The organism is Actinomyces johnsonii, assembly GCF_006546835.1.
In the GTDB taxonomy this organism is placed as follows: domain Bacteria; phylum Actinomycetota; class Actinomycetes; order Actinomycetales; family Actinomycetaceae; genus Actinomyces; species Actinomyces johnsonii.
Map to the genome: position 1 here is coordinate 131,949 of NZ_VICB01000013.1, position 19,365 is coordinate 151,313.

Annotated in this window: 13 protein-coding genes; 6 read left to right on the forward strand and 7 right to left on the reverse strand. The window is 68.4% G+C overall.

Features of this window, described 5'->3' with window-relative positions:
- Positions 1–975: a Clp protease N-terminal domain-containing protein gene (locus tag FK256_RS08870; protein ID WP_141424505.1), complete on the forward strand. Its 975-nt coding sequence runs from the start codon at positions 1–3 to the stop codon at positions 973–975.
- Between the two features lie 139 nt (positions 976–1,114).
- On the opposite strand, the gene sucB is transcribed toward FK256_RS08870, so the two are convergent.
- From sucB to FK256_RS08885, 3 genes are all read right to left on the reverse strand, one after another.
- The gene (sucB, locus tag FK256_RS08875; protein WP_141424506.1) at positions 1,115–2,815 is read right to left on the reverse strand and encodes a 2-oxoglutarate dehydrogenase, E2 component, dihydrolipoamide succinyltransferase; all 1,701 of its coding nucleotides are present in this window, start codon (positions 2,813–2,815) and stop codon (positions 1,115–1,117) included.
- A gap of 30 nt (positions 2,816–2,845) precedes the next feature.
- Positions 2,846–4,219 (reverse strand): dihydrolipoyl dehydrogenase, encoded by a 1,374-nt coding sequence (gene lpdA, locus FK256_RS08880; protein WP_141424507.1) that lies wholly within the window; start codon positions 4,217–4,219, stop codon positions 2,846–2,848.
- Positions 4,220–4,453: 234 nt separating this feature from the next.
- The gene (locus FK256_RS08885) at positions 4,454–6,469 is read right to left on the reverse strand and encodes a leucyl aminopeptidase (protein ID WP_211343560.1); all 2,016 of its coding nucleotides are present in this window, start codon (positions 6,467–6,469) and stop codon (positions 4,454–4,456) included.
- A gap of 21 nt (positions 6,470–6,490) precedes the next feature.
- Here FK256_RS08885 and FK256_RS08890 point away from each other — a divergent pair, with 21 nt between their 5' ends.
- On the forward strand, positions 6,491–7,099 hold the full coding sequence (locus FK256_RS08890; protein WP_141424508.1) for a hypothetical protein: 609 nt from the start codon (positions 6,491–6,493) through the stop codon (positions 7,097–7,099).
- 42 nt (positions 7,100–7,141) lie between these two features.
- On the opposite strand, the gene FK256_RS08895 is transcribed toward FK256_RS08890, so the two are convergent.
- Entirely contained in the window at positions 7,142–9,112 is a 1,971-nt protein-coding gene (locus FK256_RS08895) for a chloride channel protein (RefSeq protein ID WP_141424509.1), read from the reverse strand.
- The gene (locus tag FK256_RS08900) at positions 9,112–11,139 is read right to left on the reverse strand and encodes an alpha/beta hydrolase family protein (protein WP_141424510.1); all 2,028 of its coding nucleotides are present in this window, start codon (positions 11,137–11,139) and stop codon (positions 9,112–9,114) included. The genes FK256_RS08895 and FK256_RS08900 overlap by 1 nt, the downstream gene beginning before the upstream one ends.
- A gap of 361 nt (positions 11,140–11,500) precedes the next feature.
- On the opposite strand from FK256_RS08900, the gene dxs reads away from it, so the two are divergent.
- The 4 genes from dxs (at position 11,501) to pflA (ending at position 17,304) form a co-directional block, all read left to right on the forward strand.
- Entirely contained in the window at positions 11,501–13,582 is a 2,082-nt protein-coding gene (gene dxs / locus FK256_RS08905) for a 1-deoxy-D-xylulose-5-phosphate synthase (RefSeq protein WP_141424511.1), read from the forward strand.
- Positions 13,583–13,968: 386 nt separating this feature from the next.
- The gene (pflB, locus tag FK256_RS08910; protein WP_141424512.1) at positions 13,969–16,083 is read left to right on the forward strand and encodes a formate C-acetyltransferase; all 2,115 of its coding nucleotides are present in this window, start codon (positions 13,969–13,971) and stop codon (positions 16,081–16,083) included.
- Between the two features lie 76 nt (positions 16,084–16,159).
- Positions 16,160–16,405 carry an autonomous glycyl radical cofactor GrcA2 gene (gene grcA2, locus FK256_RS08915; protein ID WP_003785767.1) on the forward strand — a complete coding sequence of 82 codons (246 nt, stop codon included), beginning with the start codon at positions 16,160–16,162 and terminating at the stop codon, positions 16,403–16,405.
- A gap of 23 nt (positions 16,406–16,428) precedes the next feature.
- Positions 16,429–17,304, forward strand: coding sequence for a pyruvate formate-lyase-activating protein (gene pflA, locus FK256_RS08920; protein ID WP_141424513.1), 876 nt, complete (start codon positions 16,429–16,431; stop codon positions 17,302–17,304).
- A 22-nt stretch (positions 17,305–17,326) separates the two neighbouring features.
- Here the strand turns inward: pflA and FK256_RS08925 are convergent, their stop codons facing one another.
- Positions 17,327–18,604, reverse strand: coding sequence for an HRDC domain-containing protein (locus FK256_RS08925; protein ID WP_211343561.1), 1,278 nt, complete (start codon positions 18,602–18,604; stop codon positions 17,327–17,329).
- 71 nt (positions 18,605–18,675) lie between these two features.
- On the reverse strand, positions 18,676–19,272 hold the full coding sequence (locus FK256_RS08930; protein ID WP_009233076.1) for a DUF3000 domain-containing protein: 597 nt from the start codon (positions 19,270–19,272) through the stop codon (positions 18,676–18,678).
- Positions 19,273–19,365: the final 93 nt, after the last annotated feature.

A 19,365-nucleotide genomic window follows, 5' to 3' on the forward strand; every position in this document is an offset into this window, starting at 1 on the left:
ATGCCCGCCGTTGACCACTACCTGACTTGGCTCAGCGCCATGCACGCGGAAGCCGCGCGCCTGCATCATCGAGAGATCGAGCCGGAGCACATGCTCCTCGGCCTCCTGGCCCAGGGCGGGACGGCTGCGGCCGTCTTGGCCACCCAGGGCGTGACCCTCACGCGAGCGCGTGCCGCCATCGACGAGATGGCTGATACAGATCTTGCGCGCGTGGGCATCAGCCTTTCCGACGCCCTCAGACCTTCGCCGATCGCAGCCGAAGAGCTGACTACGAAGGAGGGAGGGGAGATTCCCCTCTCGGACGCCGCCGCCGAGTTCATCAACAACAAGGGGGCTTCGTTCAACACCAGCGCTCAGGCCCTGCAAGCCCTCATCTCCTCATCCGCAGCCTCGCTCCAGTCCCCGGCTGTCAGACTTCTTGCCCACTGCGGTGTCGATATCGACTACCTGCGCACTGAGCTCAGTGAGATAGCGGTCGACAGGGAATCGGCCCTGGGACGCTACCGGATGACTGATGAGTACCGTAGGTACGGTTTGGACCGGGAGTTGAGCCAGGAACGCTTCATCTCAACGCCGGTGGCTCGTCTGACCGCCCTACTCAGTGACCCGGACCGGCTCACGTGGTGGGCTCTGCCCCGACAACAACTGACCGAGGTTCTTTCCGACGGCGCCGTGCAGAGGGTGGAGGGGCGCCGTCGAACCGGCTTCCTGAGGTGGCGGCTGGAGACGTCCGTGGACATAAGGGTTACCTGGTCGTGCACCGTCGTCTCAGGGCGTCGCGATGGTGAGGTGGCCTTCGTGAAGGACCTGCACCTGATCGAGGCTCCGGGCGGCACTCGTGTCCGCCTGGTTCTGGCGCATCGCACGTGGGGTCCGCTGGGGGCGCTGCTCTACCCGATCTTCTGGCGGGGGACTCGTCTGGGGGTGGAGAACACGCTCACCGGTATCGCGCGGGCTGCGGCGGAGGATTCGTGAGCCGAGGGCCAAGACCGGGAACGGACCGGGGCGGTCGCCGCGAGCCCGAGCAGGGGACCTGATATGCCCGGCAAGACGGGCGGGGCCCCGCACCGTGATGGTGCGGGGCCCCGCTGACGTTAGAGGGCCGAGCTCAGGCTCACAGGCCCAGCTCGCCGCCGAAGTCGCCCTCCTCGAGGCGCTTCTTGACCGTCATGAGGTAGCGGGCCGCGTCCGCACCGTCCACCAGTCGGTGGTCGTAGGACAGAGCCAGGTAGCACACCGAGCGGATGGCGATGACCTCGCCGCCATCGGCGTCCTTGATGACCCGGGGCTGGCGCTGGATGGCACCCAGACCCAGGATAGCGACCTCCGGCTGGTTGATGATCGGGGTGTCGAACAGGGCGCCACCGCTGCCGGTGTTGGTGATCGTGAAGGTCGAGCCGCTGAGCTCATCGGGGTTGACCTTGTTGTCCCGGGTGCGGGCGGCCAGGTCGTTGATGCGCTTGGCCAGCCCGGGGATGTTGAGGTCGCCGGCATTCTTGACCACGGGCACGAGCAGGCCGCGCGGTGTATCCACCGCGATGCCCACGTGCTCGACGTCGTGGTAGGTGACGTTCTTGCCCTCGATGGATGCGTTGATCTTCGGGTGGGCCTTGAGGGCCTCCGTGGCGGCCTGGACGAAGAAGGGCAGGAAGGTCAGCTTGGTGCCGTTCTTGGCCAGGAAGTCGTTCTTCGCGCGGGCGCGCAGTGCCGCAACGCGAGTGACATCCACCTCGACGACGGTGGTCAGCTGAGCAGAGGTCTGCAGCGAGTCGATCATGCGCTCGGCGATGACCTGGCGCAGGCGGCTCATCTTCTCCGTGCTGCCGCGCAGGGTCGTGTCCACCTCGGGCTTGGCCGAGGCAGGCTTGGCCGCGGCCGCGGGGGCGGGTGCCTGGGCGGCAGCAGCGGCTGCTGCGCGGGCCTCCTCGACGGCCTTGGCAGCGGCCTCCACGTCCTGCTTGCGGATACGGCCGCCCACGCCGGTGCCGGTGACGGTGGACAGGTCCACGCCCTTGTCCCTGGCGAGCTTGCGAACGATCGGCGTGACGTAGGAGCCCGTGGCGCCCGAGCTCACCGGTGCGGCGGGCGCGGGTGCTGCGGCCATGGCGGGAGTAGGAGCAGACGGTGCTGCTGCGGGGACCGCCGCCGGCGCGGCGGCAGGAGCGGGGGCCTCCGGCGTGGCCACCGGGGCGGGTGCTGCTGCCGGGGCCGCCGACGGGGAGCCGATGATGGCCAGGACGGTGCCGACCTCCACGGTCTCGTCCTCGGGGACGCGGATCTCCAGCAGGACCCCGGATGCGGGGGAGGGGACCTCGGTGTCCACCTTGTCGGTGGCGACCTCCAGCAGGGGCTCGTCGGCCTCGACGGCGTCGCCCACGGCCTTGAGCCAGGAGGAGACCGTCCCCTCGGTGACGGACTCACCCAGAGCGGGCATCTTCACCTCGGTGCCCTCTGTGGAGCCGGTCGACGGTGCGGCGGCCGGCGGCGCTGCCGGAGCCGGTGCCGGCTCGGCGGCAGGAGCGGGCTCCGGTGCAGCGGGCGCCTCGGCGGGTGTAGCCGGTGAGGCGCCCGCTTCGGAGGGATCGCCGATGATGGCCAGGACGGTGCCGACCTCCACGGTCTCGTCCTCGGGGACGCGGATCTCCAGCAGGACCCCGGATGCGGGGGAGGGGACCTCGGTGTCCACCTTGTCGGTGGCGACCTCCAGCAGGGGCTCGTCGGCCTCGACGGCGTCGCCCACGGCCTTGAGCCAGGAGGAGACCGTCCCCTCGGTGACGGACTCACCCAGAGCGGGCATCTTCACGGACTCTGACATTGCTGTCTTCCTTACTCTCGTCTAGCTGGATCAGCCGTGGTTGTGCAGCGGCTTGCCGGCGAGGGCCATGGCGGCCTCGCCGAGGGTCTCGTTCTGGGTGGGGTGGGCGTGGACCAGGGAGGCGACGTCGTCGGCGTCGGCCTCCCAGGACACCATGAGCTGGCCCTCTCCGACCTGCTCCCCCATGCGGGCGCCGATGGCGTGGAAGCCCACGATGGGGCCGTCCTTGAGGGAGACGAGTTTGACGAAGCCCTGGGTCCCCAGGATCTGGCTCTTGGCGTTGCCGGCCACGTTGAACTCGGCGGTGGTGATGTTGTCCTTGCCGTGGATCTCAGCGGCCTTCGCCTCGGACAGTCCCACCGAGGCGATCTCGGGCTCGCAGAAGGTGACCTTGGGGACCAGGACGTCGTCGACCGGGGTCGGGTCCAGGCCCGCGATCTTCTCCGCCACGACGATGCCCTGGGCGAAGCCGCGGTGGGCGAGTTGGACGCCGGGGACGATGTCGCCCACGGCCCACACGCCGGGGACGTTGGTGCGGCCGTACTCGTCGGCCAGGACGAAGCCGCGGTCCATGGCGACCCCGACCTCCTCGTATCCCAGGTTAGCCGTGGCCGGTCCGCGGCCCACGGCGATGAGCAGGACCTCGGCCTCGTGGGTCTGGCCGTCCTGGGTGCGTACGGTCACGCCGCCGTCGTGGCGCTCGACCGATTCGAACATCGTGTTGGTGCGGAAGGTGATCTTGCGCTTGCGGAAGGCGCGCTCGAGCTGCTTGGAGATCGCCTCGTCCTCGTTGGGGACCAGGTGAGCGAGCCCCTCGATGATGGTGACCCGGCTGCCCATGGAGGCCCACGCCGAGGCGAACTCCACCCCGATGACGCCCCCGCCCAGGATCACTGCGGAGGCGGGGACGTGGTCCATCTCCAGCGCCTCCTCAGAGGTGATGACGCCTCCGGTGATCTCCTGCCCGATGGTCTTGGAGTAGGAGCCGGAGGCGAGGACCACGTTGCGGCCGGTGATGCGACGGCCGTCAACCTCGACGGCGTCCGCGGCCACCAGGCGCCCCCAGCCCTGGATCAGGTCGATGCCCCGCGAGGAGACCAGGCCCTCAAGGCCCTTGTGCATCCGCGAGACGATGCCGTTCTTGTAGTTCTGGACGCCCGGCATGTCAACGCCCTCGAAGGCCGCCCTGATGCCGACCGTGGCGGCCTCGCGCACGGCGTCGGCGGTCTCGGCGGCATGCAGCAGGGCCTTGGTGGGCACGCAGCCGCGGTGAAGGCAGGTGCCCCCCAGCTTGTCGGCCTCGATGAGGGCGACCTTGAGGCCCAACTGGGCGCCTCGCAGGGCAGCGGCGTAGCCCCCTGATCCCGCGCCCAGAATGACCATGTCGTAGACGGTCTCTGTCACGAACTCACTCCTTGTTGATTGGTCACGACGCCCTCATGGGGCGGCTCGGCACGGGGTCATTGTTTCACCTGAAGAGGGCGTGCAGGAGTCAGAGGGATTGCTGTTTAGGGACTAGAGTCCTGAAAACGCAGTGATACCCATCACCATGTGTGGGTCGTGTCTGCAACGAGCCCCGCCGTTGACCGCGACCGTGACCGCGCTGACTCGTTGCAGACACGCAAGAGGCTCAAGAACTCAAGAAAGGATGCTGACCTCGGCGGATAGTGAACGGAGCAGCTCCACCAGTGTGGAGACTCCCATCCCGGTGCCTCCGGTGGGCGTCAGCCCCCAGGGCGAGGAGTCGTTGTAGGCGGGCCCGGCGATGTCGAGGTGCGCCCATGGCCGACGTCCGACGAACTCGCGCAGGAACAGCCCGGCCGAGAGCATCCCTCCGGCGCGGGAACCGACCTTGGTATTGCGCAGATCGGCGAAGGGCGAGTCCAGGGTCGCACGCAGGTGCGCTGGCAGCGGCATCGGCCAGAAGGACTCTCCCGCCCGCTGGGCCGCGGCGACGACCTCCTCGCGAAGGTCCGGTGTTCCCATGACGGCGGCTACATGGTCTCCCAGTGCCACGATCTGAGCACCGGTGAGAGTGGCCACGTCTAGGACGGCGTCGGGCTCCTCCGTGACGGCCCTGGCTAGGGCGTCGGCCATGACCAACCGGCCCTCGGCGTCGGTGTTCGTCACCTCCACGGTCGTGCCGTCGAACATCGTGATGATGTCGCTGGGGCGCTGGGCGTCGGCGCCAGGCATATTCTCGGCGAGCGCCAGCCAGGCGGTCACGCGGATCGGCAGAGCCAGGCGAGCGGCCGTGATGACGGCGCCCAGCACGGTGGCGGCGCCCGCCATGTCGGACTTCATCTCGGGCATGGAGGCGGCCGGTTTGAGGGACAGGCCCCCGGAGTCGAAGGTGATTCCCTTGCCGATGAGTGCGACGTGCTTGGGGCGGGGGGCGTCATTGTCTCCTTCGGTCTCCGAGAGCGTCTGGTTCGCAGCGCCCTCGCCGGACTGCGGGGGCGCCCACTCCAGGCGGACCAGTCGCGCCGGGTGCACCGAGCCCTGCGCCACACCGAGGATCCCGCCGAATCCCTGCTCGATCAGTGCTGGGGCGTCCCAGACCTCGACGTTGATCCCGGCCCCCTGCCCGGCCTCGCGGGCCCTGTCGGCGAAGACCTCCGGGGTCAGGCGGTTGGGCGGTTCGTTGACGAGGTCTCGGGTCAGCGCGGTGGCCTCGGCCAGTGCTAGGGCGCCGGTCAGAGCCGCCTGCCCCTCGGGCGTGTCCGAAAGAGGTGAGACGATGGAGATGTTCTTCAACGGGGCGGCCTGTTTGGAGGAGGGCTCCCGCCCCGGGCGGTTCCCGTTCTCCGTCGCCTTCCAGGAGTAGGCGCCCAGTGCGGCTCCGTGAGCGACGGCGGCGAGCTGCGCCTCCGAGAGAGCGGGCAGCGCCAGGACCGCGGAGCCGGTTCCGACCAGTTCCCTGGTGGCGCGTCCGGCGGCACGGCGCAGCAGACCCGTCTGGTCGTGCCCCAGAGCGGCTTCGTCGTCGGTGGTGACGGCCAGGGGGTCGGTGTCGGCCCAGCCCGTTCCGACGCCGACGACGAGGATCGTTGCCGGACCGTGGTACTTCGTGGTGCTCACCGACGATGCCGGCAGGCGCACTACGGAGTCCTGGGCGCCGGAGAAGCCCAGTGAGGGCAGCAGGGCGGCGAGCGTGTCGATGTCCAGGTCCTCCAGGGCGCTGCTGGAGGGAGGCTCAAGGCCCTCCAGAAGGATCTCGGGCGTCTCTGCCCCATCTCTGCCCGGTGCTGCGGCCAGGACAAGCACGTCGGCCGTCGGCTCAGCGCCGGAGGAGGCTCCGGTGTCCTCGTCGGCGTCCTCATCGGTGTCCGCGTCGGCATCCGTGTCTTGATCGCCATCGGCGTCCTTGGCGCCGTCCGCCTTCTGATCGGCCTCCTGCTCCACGTCCGAGGAACCGGTCTCCGGCGCCTCGGCCCGGTCCTGTGCGTCGGCGGGGTCGGACTCCTCGGCGGACCGGGCCTCATCGACCGTGTCGACCTCGGCCTGATTGCTGAGGTCGGTATCCTTGCGGTCATCGTCCACCGAGGCGTGTGCGTTCAGGGAATTGGTCAACTTAATGGTGCTCACGTTGTGAATAGTAACGTTCTGGCATTGGTTAGAGGCTGAGTTGGCGCCGCGCGTGCCGGAGGTCATCACGTGGAAAGGTCGTTCCTCATGGACGAGCGCTCATCGGTACGCCCGGTTCAGGACACCCGCCGCCCCGCCTACGGATGGGGGCGCATCCTGGTCGGCGTCTTCGCCGTCTTCGGTGCGATAGTCCTCATTCCCTCCATGATCTCGCTGGTGCGGAATCCCACCGAGGCGCCGGCTGTGTGGGCTTTCAATCTGCTGGGAGGTGGGTTGTACATCCTCCTGGCCGTGTGCGTGGCCCACAATGGGCGACGGATGCGCAACATCGGCTGGATGTGCTTGGGAGCGCTGGCCACGATGGCGGTGCTCATCGGTGTCCTGACCATGACCGAGGCCCCTTCGACGACTGCGGACCTTAGCGCGTCGGTGTGGGCGCACTGGGGTGGCTCCAGGTGGTACCTCCCGGCGATCCTGCCGGTCGTGGCCGCCGCATGGATGTGGATGTCCGATCCTCGGCGCATCGTGGCCAACGCCGAACGCATCACAGAGCTGTCCGACACCCTCACCGAGAGTTTCACCGAGAAGGCCCGAGCAGTCCAGGAGAGCCGCGCTCTCAAGAGCTCCCGGACCAGTGAGGCAGCATCCCCGCAAACGCCCGCGAACGGGACCGTCCCGCCCGGCGGGAAGCAGTGAACCGACGAGGCATCCGGCGCCTCGGTTGAGGGCGGGTGTGCGTCACCGGCGCCTGGAGCGGCGTGAGCTGCGCGAGCTGATCCGGCTGATTCTGCTGATCCTGCGCCGGGGGACGGGGCGGGAACGCCACCTGTCCTGCAGACGCGAGCCCAATGAGGTGTACGTCGCCGCTGCGGCGCGAGCCCGGGCCTGGACCTCGTAGATCCGCTCGACGACGATCCGCTGGCATACCCAACCCACCAGCTGCTCGCCGCTAGAGTCCGACGCCCGGTTGCTCACCACAGGCAGCCCCTCCAGATCGGTTCGGGTCAGGGCCTCGAGCACATCGGTGGCCTCCGCCTCGCGATTCAGTCGGTCGGGGATCAGGGGCAGGTCCGCCACCGTCGGTACGGGTCGGGAGTCGTCGTCGGCCTGGTCGGCCTGGTCGGCCCCGTCGGGCTTGCCGTTCAGGAGCGCTCCGGCCAGTTGCGCGGCTGTCACGCATCCGAGCAGCTCCAAGGCCTCCCCGGTTGTCGTCCTGATCACGGGTAGGACCGAGGCGCTGTGCCGGCTCATGAGAGCGGCGGCCTCACGCACCGTCATCGTGTCCTCCACTACGGCAGGCGGTTCCACCATGAGCTTCGAGGCGTGGGTGCGCCCCAGAAGAGTGGTAGTCATCGGATCCTCGACGTCCTCACCGCGACGGCGCAGCTCTTCGGTGAACAATGTGCCGCGCGACAGGAAGCGGCTGGTGAAGGTGGCCAGCACTGTGGTCAGCATGAGAGGCAGCAGCAGCGCGTGCTGGCCGGTCATCTCGATGATGAGCAGCACCGCCGTCATCGGGGCGCGAGCCGCGCCGGCGAAAACCGCGCCCATTCCGAGCACCCCGAAGACCCCTGCCGCCGGGGCGTAGCTGGGCGCCACCAGGGTGCCGAAGGCCGCACCGAGCGTTCCGCCGATGAACAGGGACGGGGCGAACACTCCGCCGACGAATCCCATCCCCAGCGTCAACGAGGTCGCCAGCATCTTGCCCACGCACAGCACCAGTAGCAGGGACAGGGCGTAGCGGCCTGCCAGCGCCCGGTTGAGCGTCGCTGAGGACTCCCCGTACATCTCGGGCAGGATCAGCAGGACGGCGCCGACGGCCAGGCCGCCGATACCGGGGCGCGCCCAGATCGGGATTCCCAGTCGTTGCCAGGCGCGGGTCAGGGCATCGAGCACGATGAAGCGTAGGCGCATGAAACCGATGCCGGCGCCTCCGCCCGCCACTCCCAGGAGGGCGACCCACCCCAGCTGGGCGTCCCCGGACAGGTCCAGGTAGGGCAGGGACAGTGACAGAGTCGTTCCCAGAAGATGGTGCGACAGGACTGTCGAGGCCACGCAGGACAGGACGATGACGATGAAGGCGTCGGCGCTGAAGCCCATGAGGACCACCTCCAGGGCGAAGAAGGCGCCCGCCAGCGGGGCATTGAAAGCCGCGGCGATCCCGGCGGCGGTGCCGGCGGCCGCCAGGTAGCGCACCGGGAGCTTCGGCAGGTGCAGCCCCCGTCCGATGATGTTCGCCGTGGACGCGCCCAGCTCCGCGATCGGCCCCTCCGGTCCCACAGAGCCTCCTCCGCCGATCGTCAGAGCCGACGACGTCGTCATCGCCAGGGCCGCGAGCGGCGCCATCGTGCCGTCCCCGTGGCGCGTTGACCAGATGACCCCGGCCACCCCATGACCGGTGGGGGTGCGGCCCAGCCGCGACATGAGCGGACCGACGATGATCCCCGAGAGCACGGGTGCCACTAGGACGAACCAGGTGCCGAGCGCCGCCAGCGATCCGACCGAGGGTCCCATCGATACGGTGTAGTCGTCGGCCCCGCTCAGCAGCCGGGACCAGGCATCGATCCCTAGCCGGAACAGGACCGCCCCCAGACCCGAGGCCAGCCCCACCAGCACCGCCAGGGTGTAGAGCCCGAGGCGATGATGACGGAAGAGGCTGCCCGCGCGCCTTGACAGGGGCTGGGACAGCCTCTTCCAGGCATGATCCATCAGCGCAGGTTCTCCACTTTGACCATGAAGGTGTCCTCCTCGCCGCGCCGCTCGGCCTCGGGGCAGGAACCACCGATGTTCCACACCTGGCGGTAGAAGCTCAGCTCGGCCTCATAACGGCGCCGGATGTTCGCGGCCAGGCGGAAGCCATGGCCCTCGCCCTGGAAGACCTCCAGGGCCACCGGAGCTCCTGCCGCCTTGAGGGCCTCGTACATCGCGGTGGCCTGCTCTGCCGGGACGATCGGGTCCTCCGAGCCCTGGATGAGCAGCAGCGGGACGCCGATGTCCTCGATGTGGTTGATGGGGCTGCGCTCGTCCAGGACCGGATCGTTGATGTCCTGGGTCCCCATGAGCTGGCCGATGTAGTGCGACTCGAACTTGTGGGTCGTGCGCACCAGCCTCTTGAGGTCGGTCACCCCGAAGCAGGAACTGGCCGCCGTGAACACCGAGGAGCGGGTGATGGCCGACAGTACCGTGAAGCCCCCGGCCGACCCACCGCGGATCGCGATGCGGCGCGGATCCACGAGCCCGGCGTCCACCAGGTGCTGGGCGCCGCTGACGCAGTCGTCGACGTCGTAGATGCCCCACTTGCCCTCCAGGGCTTTGCGGTAGCCGGTGCCGTAGCCCATGGAGCCGCGGTAGTTGACGTCGAGGTAGGCGAAGCCCCGACTGGTCCAGTATTGGATGCGCAGGTCGTAGCCGGGCACGGCCGTCGCCGTCGGGCCGCCGTGGACATTGACGATGAGGGGTGGCAGCTCGCCCTCGCTTCCCACATGGGAGGCCGACGTCGGCGGGTAGTAGAAGCCGTGAGCGCTCGCGCCGTCGCTCGTGGGCCAGGAGACCGGGTCGGGGAAGGAGACTCCGATGTCCTCGGGCTCGAACTCGCCCGAGCCGCGCAACACTTGCACCGTGCCGTTCTTGACCTCCACGATGCTCGGCATCGCCATCTCGTTGGAGGCCAGCATGACGACGCGACCGGCGCTGGAGGCCACGTTGCCGATCGGCTGCCAGCCCACATTCCACTCCTCGAGCTCGCCGTTGGCGAGCCTGATGGTCCCCAGGTGCGACACCGCGTCCCGGGCCCAGGAAGTGATGATGTGCTCGGCGTCGAGCACGTCGAAGGAATGCGGACCCAGCTGCCAGGCGGGGTTGGTGAAGGTGGCCTCGGCTGGGTGCAGCGGTCGGGTTCGCAGGTTCTCCGGCCAGCCCGGGCGGTTGGTGCCCCGCACCGGGAAGCCTTCGGTGCGGTAGAGGTTCCAGAAGCCCGAGGCGTTCGACCCGTGAACCAGCTCGCACTCCTCGGTCCAGCGCGGCTCGGAAACCGAGTGCCCGTCCCCGCCGTCCACCAGAGCTCGCTCCCCGATCGACCCGTCCGGGCCCAGGTCACCCACGTGCAGGGAGGCGTTGTCCCACGGCATCCCCGGGTGGTCCCAGGTGATCCAGGCCAGGTGCTCGCCGTCGGGGGACAGCGTTGGGGCGACGACGAAGTCCGTCCCCGACACCAGCGTGCGCACGCGCGAGTCGTCGCGGGCCGCCGAACCGTCCAGAGGAATCGCCACCAGGGTGTTGACGGCCTCGCCCTCGCCACGGTGGTCCTCGCGGACGGCGTAGACCAGGCCCCTGCCCGTGTCGATCTCCAGGTCGCCGTGACGCACGTCCCCGTAGATCGTCAGCGGGACCAGACCGCGCAGGCGATGGGCCACGTCATACCGGTACAGGCGCCCGTCCCCGGCGTGGGAGACCACGATGATCCCCCCGTCGACCGCATAGGCCTTCCCGCCGTACTCGTGCACCCGGGTGCGCACGTCGACCAGCTCGTCGGCTGGTGTCAGTGGAAGCACCTCACCGGTCTGCCCGTCGCCATCACGGCGCAGCAGGACATTGCGCCCGGCCTGCGAGGCGCGCTGCTCCACCCAGTAGGTGTCGCCGCCATCGACGCGGACCTGCGAGAGCAGGACCGTACGGGTCGTGATCGTGCCTGGAGTGATGGGCGAGGGCCAGGTGCCGAAAGGGGCTGTGGTGCTCATGGTTCCTCCTGGAGGGCTGTCCTGAGGGCGTTCGGGCGTTCGGGAGCGACGCCGTGGACCGGCGGGCGCGAACGGTTCCGACGGTCAGGGGATACAGTACGTGCTTATCCGTGACCAGCGTGACACGTGACCGTGAGCGGGCCGGGGCGGCCCTATGCTGAGGATCGCTTCCGGGGCGCCCTGGACTGCCCGAGACCGCCGTAAGGCGGCGATCTCGGGGAGGCATCTCCGCCGGTACAACGGCTACTCTTTCCCAGGTGCCGCGCCGGCGCCCTCGCCAACCTGGTCGTCAACGACGCAGCGCCAGCGCCGCACGGACGACCCGCCATCATCACCTTCACCTTCGACAAGGAGGCGCACCGTGCCAGCAGCTGAGCATACTGGTCGGCCCGCCGAACAGGCCGGCGGAGCGCTCCTGCCCTCTGTGCGAAAGCCCGCTGACCTCAATCGGTTCACTAGCGACGAGCTGGTGGCGCTCGCCGCGGAGATCCGCCGCCACCTCGTCGCCTCCGTCGCCCGCACCGGCGGTCATCTGGGTCCCAACCTCGGCGTCGTCGAGCTGACGATCGCCCTGCATCGGACCTTCCGCTCGCCACGGGACACCATCGTCTTCGACACCGGTCACCAGGCCTATGTCCACAAGCTGCTCACCGGTCGGCAGGACTTCTCCCACCTGCGTGAACGCGGCGGGCTGTCCGGCTACCCTTCACGGGCCGAGTCCGTCCACGACGTCGTGGAGAACTCTCACGCCTCCACCTCGCTGTCCTGGGCCGACGGCATCGCCCGCGCCAACCACCTCCAGGGGCTCCAGGATCGCCATGTGGTGGCCGTCATCGGTGACGGCGCCATGACCGGGGGAATGGCCTGGGAAGCTCTGGACAACATCGCCGACTCCTCCGACCGGCACCTGGTCATCGTCGTCAACGACAACGGCCGCTCCTACGCCCCCACCATCGGGGGACTGGCTCACCACCTCGACGCGCTGCGCACCAATCCCGGCTACGAGCGCGTCCTGTCCGGAGTCAAGCGCACACTCCTGTCCCAGGGGGCGCCTGGTCGAGCTGCCTTCGACGCCCTGCACGGCCTCAAGCGGGGGCTCAAGGACGTCCTGGTCCCCTCGGCCTTCTTCGAGGACTTGGGCATCAAGTACACCGGACCGGTCGACGGTCATGACATCACCGCCATCGAGTTCGCCCTGACCCGGGCCCGCCAGTACGCCGAGCCGGTCATCGTCCACGTCATCACCGAGAAGGGGCGCGGATACACCCCGGCCGAGGAGCACGTTCCCGACCGCTTCCACGCCGTGGGCCGAATCCACCCCGAGACCGGGCTGCCGGTCGTGGCCGAACGCTTCGGGTGGACCTCCGTCTTCGCCGAGGAGATCGTCTCCCTGGCGCGCGGCGACGAGCGGATCGTCGGGGTCACCGCGGCGATGCAGGCCCCGGTGGGCCTCCAGCCCCTGGCCGACGCCATGCCTGAGCGTGTCATCGACGTCGGCATCGCCGAGCAGCACGCGCTCACCTTCTCCGCCGGGCTCGCCTTCGCCGGGATGCACCCGGTGGTGGCCCTCTACGCCACCTTCCTCAACCGGGCCTTCGACCAGGTCCTCATGGACGTCGCCCTGCACCGCGCGGGCGTGACGATTGTGCTGGACCGAGCCGGTATCACCGGCACGGACGGAGCCAGTCATAACGGTATGTGGGACATGGCGCTGCTGGCTCACGTACCGGGCCTCCACCTGGCGGCTCCCCGAGACGAGGCGACGCTGCGCGAGGGGCTGCGCCTGGCCGTGAGCGTCAACGACGCCCCCACCGTCGTGCGCTACCCCAAGGGCGCCCTGCCCGAGCCCCTGCCGATCCTACGCCGTCTCGGGCTGGAGCATGTTGAGAAGAGCCCGTATCACGCAGGCGCCGAGGTGGATGCCCCGGCGGGGGAGTCGGTGGGAGAGGTCTCCGCCTTCGACGTCGTCGACGTGCTGCTGGAGAACCTGGGCCCCTCCGAAGCCCCCCGGATCCTGCTGGTGGGCGTGGGCGTCATGGCCGCCGAGGCCTGCCGGGCCGCTCGTATCCTCCAGCAGGAGGGCCGGAGCGTCACCGCCGTACACCCGCACTGGGTCATTCCGGCCCCGCGTCCCCTCGTGCGGGCCGCCGCCGAGGCCGACGTTGTCGTGGTGGTCGAGGACGGACTGGTCGACGGAGGTATCGGATCCCAGTTGCGCGACGCCGTCGAGGAGTACCGGGCCTGCCAGTCCACCAAGATCGGTTCGACGGGATCGCCGGTCTTCCGCCGCATCGGGATTCCGCGCCGTTTCATCGACACCGCCACCCGGGCGCAGCTGCTGGAGGAGTTCGGTATGCGGGCCGCTGATGTCGCCAGTGCTGCCGGCACCGCGGCCGACGGCGTCGCAGGTGCCCCCGGCGGTCGGGACCTTGGGGCCGAATGAGGACTCCGAGGTGGTGTTCGGCACCTCCCGGAACGCCCATCCGTGGTGGCGCCATCGATGAAGATTGGGACGCCCGTCCTAATTGACTCGGCAGTCCCGGAATCTGGAGGCGCGCCCGGAATCGCTGGACATCGTCGGAGGAAGAGCGGCATTGTCGTCAGGTGACGAACGTCTTTCTGAACGGCAAATTTAGGGACTTATGTCCCGGATCGAATCGACGCCGATTGGCCTGTGAGTCATCACACCGGTGCTTCTTGGGACTAGTGGCCCACAAGACCCTTTCAGGGTTCTAGTCTGATACCGACGGCGCGCCGATGTGCCGCCTCGCCTCACAAGGGCGATCGCAACCGGGTGGCCCTCCGGTCACCCACACGAGGAGGGCACGGATGACCACTGAGGTCACAACATCTGCCACCACGGTGAGCGGCAATGACGCCTGGGAGGGCTTCGTTACCGGACCGTGGACCGAGGACATTGACGTCCGCGACTTCATCCAGCGCAACTACACCCCCTACGACGGTGACGCCTCGTTCCTCGCCGGCGCCACGGACAAGACCCTGCGCCTGTGGGACACCCTGGAGAAGGACTACCTCTCCGAGGAGCGCAAGGTCCGTATCCTCGACGTCGACACCCACACTCCTGCCGACATCGACGCATTCCCCGCCGGCTACATCAGCGAGGACGACGACGTCATCGTTGGCCTGCAGACGGATTCCCCGCTGCGTCGCGCCATGATGCCTAACGGCGGCTGGCGCATGGTGGAGACCGCCATCAAGGAGGCGGGCAAGGAGGTCGACCCCGAGGTCAAGAAGATCTTCACCCGCTACCGCAAGACCCATAACGACGCGGTCTTCGACATCTACACCCCGCGCATCCGTGCGGCGCGCTCGAGCCACATCATCACCGGCCTGCCCGACGCCTACGGCCGCGGCCGCATCATCGGCGACTATCGCCGTGTGGCACTCTACGGCGTCGACTTCCTCATCGAGGAGAAGCAGAAGGCCAAGGACTCCGTGGCCGACAAGCCCTTCTCCGAGCACTGGGCCCGCTACCGCGAGGAGCACTCCGAGCAGATCAAGGCGCTCAAGAAGCTCAAGATCATGGCCGCCTCCTACGGCTACGACATCTCCGGCCCGGCCAAGAACGCCCATGAGGCCGTCCAGTGGACCTACTTCGCCTACCTGGCCTCCGTGAAGTCCCAGGACGGCGCCGCCATGAGCATCGGCCGTCTCTCGGGCTTCCTGGACATCTACTTCGAGCGGGACCTGCGCAATGGCGTCATCGACGAGTCCCGCGCCCAGGAGCTCATCGACAACATCGTCATGAAGCTGCGCATCACGCGCTTCCTGCGCACCATCGACTACGACCAGATCTTCTCCGGCGACCCCTACTGGGCCACCTGGTCCGACGCCGGCTTCGGTGAGGACGGTCGAGCCCTGGTCACCAAGACCTCCTTCCGCCTGCTGCAGACCCTGCGCAACCTCGGCCCCGCCCCGGAGCCCAACATCACGATCTTCTGGGACGAGAACCTGCCGCAGGGCTACAAGGACTTCTGCGCCCTGATCTCGATCACGACCTCGTCCATCCAGTACGAGGCCGATGAGCAGATCCGTGACCACTGGGGCGACGACGCCGCGATCGCCTGCTGCGTGTCCCCGATGCGGGTGGGCAAGCAGATGCAGTTCTTCGGCGCCCGTGTCAACTCCGCCAAGGCCCTGCTCTACGCCATCAACGGCGGTCGCGATGAGATGACCGGTAAACAGGTCGTCACCGGCCTGCCCGGTATCGAGGGCGATGGGCCCCTCGACTTCGACGAGGTGTGGGACAAGTACGAGAAGATGCTGGACTGGGTGGTGGCGACCTACGTCGAGGCCCTCAACATCATCCACTACTGCCATGACCGCTACGCCTACGAGTCCATCGAGATGGCGCTGCACGACTCCGAGATCGTGCGCACCATGGGCTGCGGCATCGCCGGCCTGTCGATCGTGGCCGACTCCCTGGCCGCCATCAAGTACGCCAAGGTCACCCCGGTGCGCGACGAAACCGGCCTGGTGATCGACTACGTCACCGAGGGCGACTTCCCGATCTACGGCAACGACGACGACCGCGCCGACGACATCGCCGCCACAGTGGTCCACACGATCATGTCGAAGATCAAGGCCCAGCCCTTCTACCGCGACGCCATCCCGACCCAGTCGGTGCTGACCATCACCTCCAACGTCGTCTACGGCAAGGCCACCGGCTCCTTCCCCTCGGGCCATCAGAAGGGCACCCCCTTCTCGCCCGGCGCCAACCCGGAGAACGGGATGGACACCCACGGCATGGTCGCCTCGATGCTCAGTGTCGGCAAGCTCGACTACAACGACGCCCTCGACGGGATCTCACTGACCAACACGATCACCCCGCAGGGGCTGGGCCGCACGCTCGATGAGCGCGTCGCCAACCTCGTGGGCATTCTCGATGCCGGTTTCGTCCCCGACGACTGCGCCGAGATCTGAACCAGTCGTCTCCACGGCTGATCTCCGCGGCAATTTTTCTTCACTCATCCGCAACACCACTTAGAAAGGGGCCACCATGGCCACATACGAAGAGCGCCTCGCCTCCATGAAGGCGCAGCGTCAGGACAACGGCGGCGTCAAGGGCCTGTACCACGCCAACATCAATGTCCTGGACCGCAACACCCTCGAGGACGCGATGGAGCACCCGGAGAACTACCCGAACCTCACGGTCCGCGTCTCCGGCTACGCCGTCAACTTCGTCAAGCTGACGCGCGAGCAGCAGCTCGACGTGCTCCACCGCACCTTCCACGCCCAGGCCTGAGCCCTGGAGCACGGCGAGCGGTCATGACGCAGACCACGACGACCGTGCGCGACGGCGGTCGGGACCAGGACTTCCTGGCTCCGGCCGCCCGTTTGCGCGGGGCGGGTATCGGCGGGCTCGAAGAGCTGACAGATCTTCAGCGCTCGGAGCGGCTGGCCCGGATGCGAGCCGGCGAACTGGGCTCGATCCACTCCTGGGAGCTCGTCACCGCAGTGGATGGTCCCGGCACCCGGATGACGATCTTCCTCAACGGATGCCCCCTGCGGTGCCTGTACTGCCACAACCCCGACACCTTCCTCATGAAGGACGGAGAGCCGGTCGAGGCCACGGAGCTTCTCCGACGCATGCGCCGTTATCGGGGAGTATTCCGCGCGTCCAAGGGCGGAATCACGCTGTCGGGGGGCGAGGTGCTCATGCAACCCGCCTTCGCGGGCAGGCTTCTGGCCGGCGCCAAGAAGATGGGCATCCATACCTGCATCGACACCTCCGGGTTCCTGGGGGCCAATGCCAGCGATGAGATGCTCGACAACATCGACCTCGTTCTGCTCGACGTCAAGAGCGGCGATGAGGAGACCTATAAGAAGGTGACGGGACGCTCCTTGGCGCCGACGATCACTTTCGGCGGCCGCCTGGCGGCCAAAGGGATCGAGATCTGGGCCCGGTTCGTCCTGGTTCCGGACCTTACGGATGACCCCGAGAACGTCCACAACGTGGCCCGCATTATCGAGCGCTGGGGCTCGGTCAGCCGTGTTGAGGTGCTGCCCTTCCACCAGATGGGCACCGACAAGTGGGACGCCCTGGGATTGACGTACCAACTGCGTGACACCAGACCTCCGGAGCCCGAACTCGTGGAGTCCACGCGCGCGATTTTCCGTTCCTACGGTTTCGAGGTTCACTGAGGCTCTTTGGAGCCCCGCTGGTTTAGTCCACCAGTGCAGCTGCGATGCTGGGAGCGGCCTGCTCGACCTGCCATGGCCTGGCGCCCATGGCAGTCAGGCGATCGCCGATCTCCTGAGTGCTGACGCTGCTGGTGCGCCCGGCCTCGATCTCCTCACCGAGGTCCCAGGCCAGGCGGCGCTGGCTGCAGGGCGCCAGGAGAAGCTCCTGGGGGACGCGGATGTCCTCGGAACGGAGCCTGACGGCGCTGCGTACTCGGATGAGCCGATCGGCTGCTTCTGCGTGGTGGCGCTGCCAGGTGCGCGGGTGGGGGAGCTCGTCGGGACCCATGGGGGCCCGAGTGGGGGGAAGCTCGTCGTCGGGCAGCTCCAGGGCGCGTTCGATGGCTCGCCACCAGCGCTCTTGGTTCTGGCGCGCCTGGCGGGAGGAGAACTCCTTGAGGGCTGTCATCTTACGCCGTGACCGGGGGCGGGCGACGGCGGCGGCGATAAGGGCCTGGTGGGACAGAACCTTGGAGGGCGTCCGGTCGAGCTCGGCGGCCAGCTCCTCCCGTGATGTCCACAGCTCGCGCAGGACGGCGAGTGAGCGGGGGGAGCGCACGGCGCTTCCGGCTCGCGGAGTCTTGCGCCACGGGTCTAGTTTGGCGGGCTTGGCCGGCCTGGTTCGCACGTACTCGAACTCCTGCGCGGCCCACTGATCCTTCCCGGCCGCCTCGAGCTCGGCGGCCAGGGCGCGTTTGAGATCGATGAGCAGCTCGACGTCGAGAGCCGCATAGATGAGCCAGGAGGCGGGCAGAGGCCGGGTGGACCAGTCGGCTGCCGCATGGTCCTTGGCCAGACGTAGCCCCAGGGTCTCCTCGATCACGGCGCCGAGGCCGACGTGCTGGCGCCCCAGGAGGCGGGCAGCCAGCTCGGTATCGAACAGGGAGACCGCTGTCAGACCGAGGGCCGCCAGGCAGGGGATGTCCTGATCGGCGGCGTGGAGGATCCACTCGGGGCCGTCGAGAGCGGCGGCCAGCTCGGTCAGCGGGCCGCAGGTGACCGGGTCGATGAGGAAGGTTCCGGCGCCGTCGCGCCGGAGCTGGACGAGGTAGGCATCCTGTCCGTAACGGAAGCCCGAGGCCCGTTCGGCGTCGACGGCTACGGGGCCCTGTCCGCCGGCAAGGCGATGGGCGACTTTCCTCAGGTCCTCGGGAGAGTTGGTGATCTCCGGCAGCCCGTCCTTGGGACGCGGGTAGTCGACGATGGCGTGGGGTTCGATGGGATGATCCGTCGTCCCGGGGGGTACGGCTGGGCGGGGCACGGCCGAGGAAGCAGATGGGCGGGGCACGGCCGAGGAGCCAGCTGGGCGGGAGGCGCCGGTTATGCGGGTCGTCACCTGGCGACTCCGGCGAGGGTGAGGGGATGGACGGCGGCCGGCTCATGGCCGGAGGCGACCAGGAGGAGCTCGTGCCAGGCGGTCAGGTGGGGGCCGAGCTGTGCGGTCGTGGGAGACCAGGAGGCCCGGATCTCGGCGTGCGCGCAGGAGTCTGTGAGGGTCAGGCCGCCGAAGGTTTCCGACAGGACTCTGGTGACGGTTCCCACCAGTGCCCGGTAGCCGGCGCGGGAGTCCTCAAGGCCGTCGGTGAGCCAGCTCCAGGCTGCGGACTCGAAGACGGGATCCATACCGACCTCGTCGTCGATGCGGGCGCGTGCTTGGATCACGATGCGGAAGTCTCCGTCCCAGGCGTCTTGGCCGTTGGGATCGTACAGAACGACGAAGCGTCCGGTGGCGATGGGGGTGGCGCCCACGGTTTCCACGGTCTCGGCACTCAGCGCGGCGGAGTAGGGGGCGAGCTTCTTGGGCGCGGGAACCTCCTCCATGAGGAGCCCGCGCGGGCGGGGCGCGTCGCGAAGGGACAGGAGCGCTTCCTCGAATCGTTCGGGAATGGCACCTGCCTCGTTCTGGCGCGGCCTACCATTGACAGTCACGGTTGATACGCTAATGCGCTACCGCGCTGGGCAGATGAAGCCACGCCGCTGGGAGGGTTGCATTGTGTCAACGAGATACCTGCCTTTCTGAAA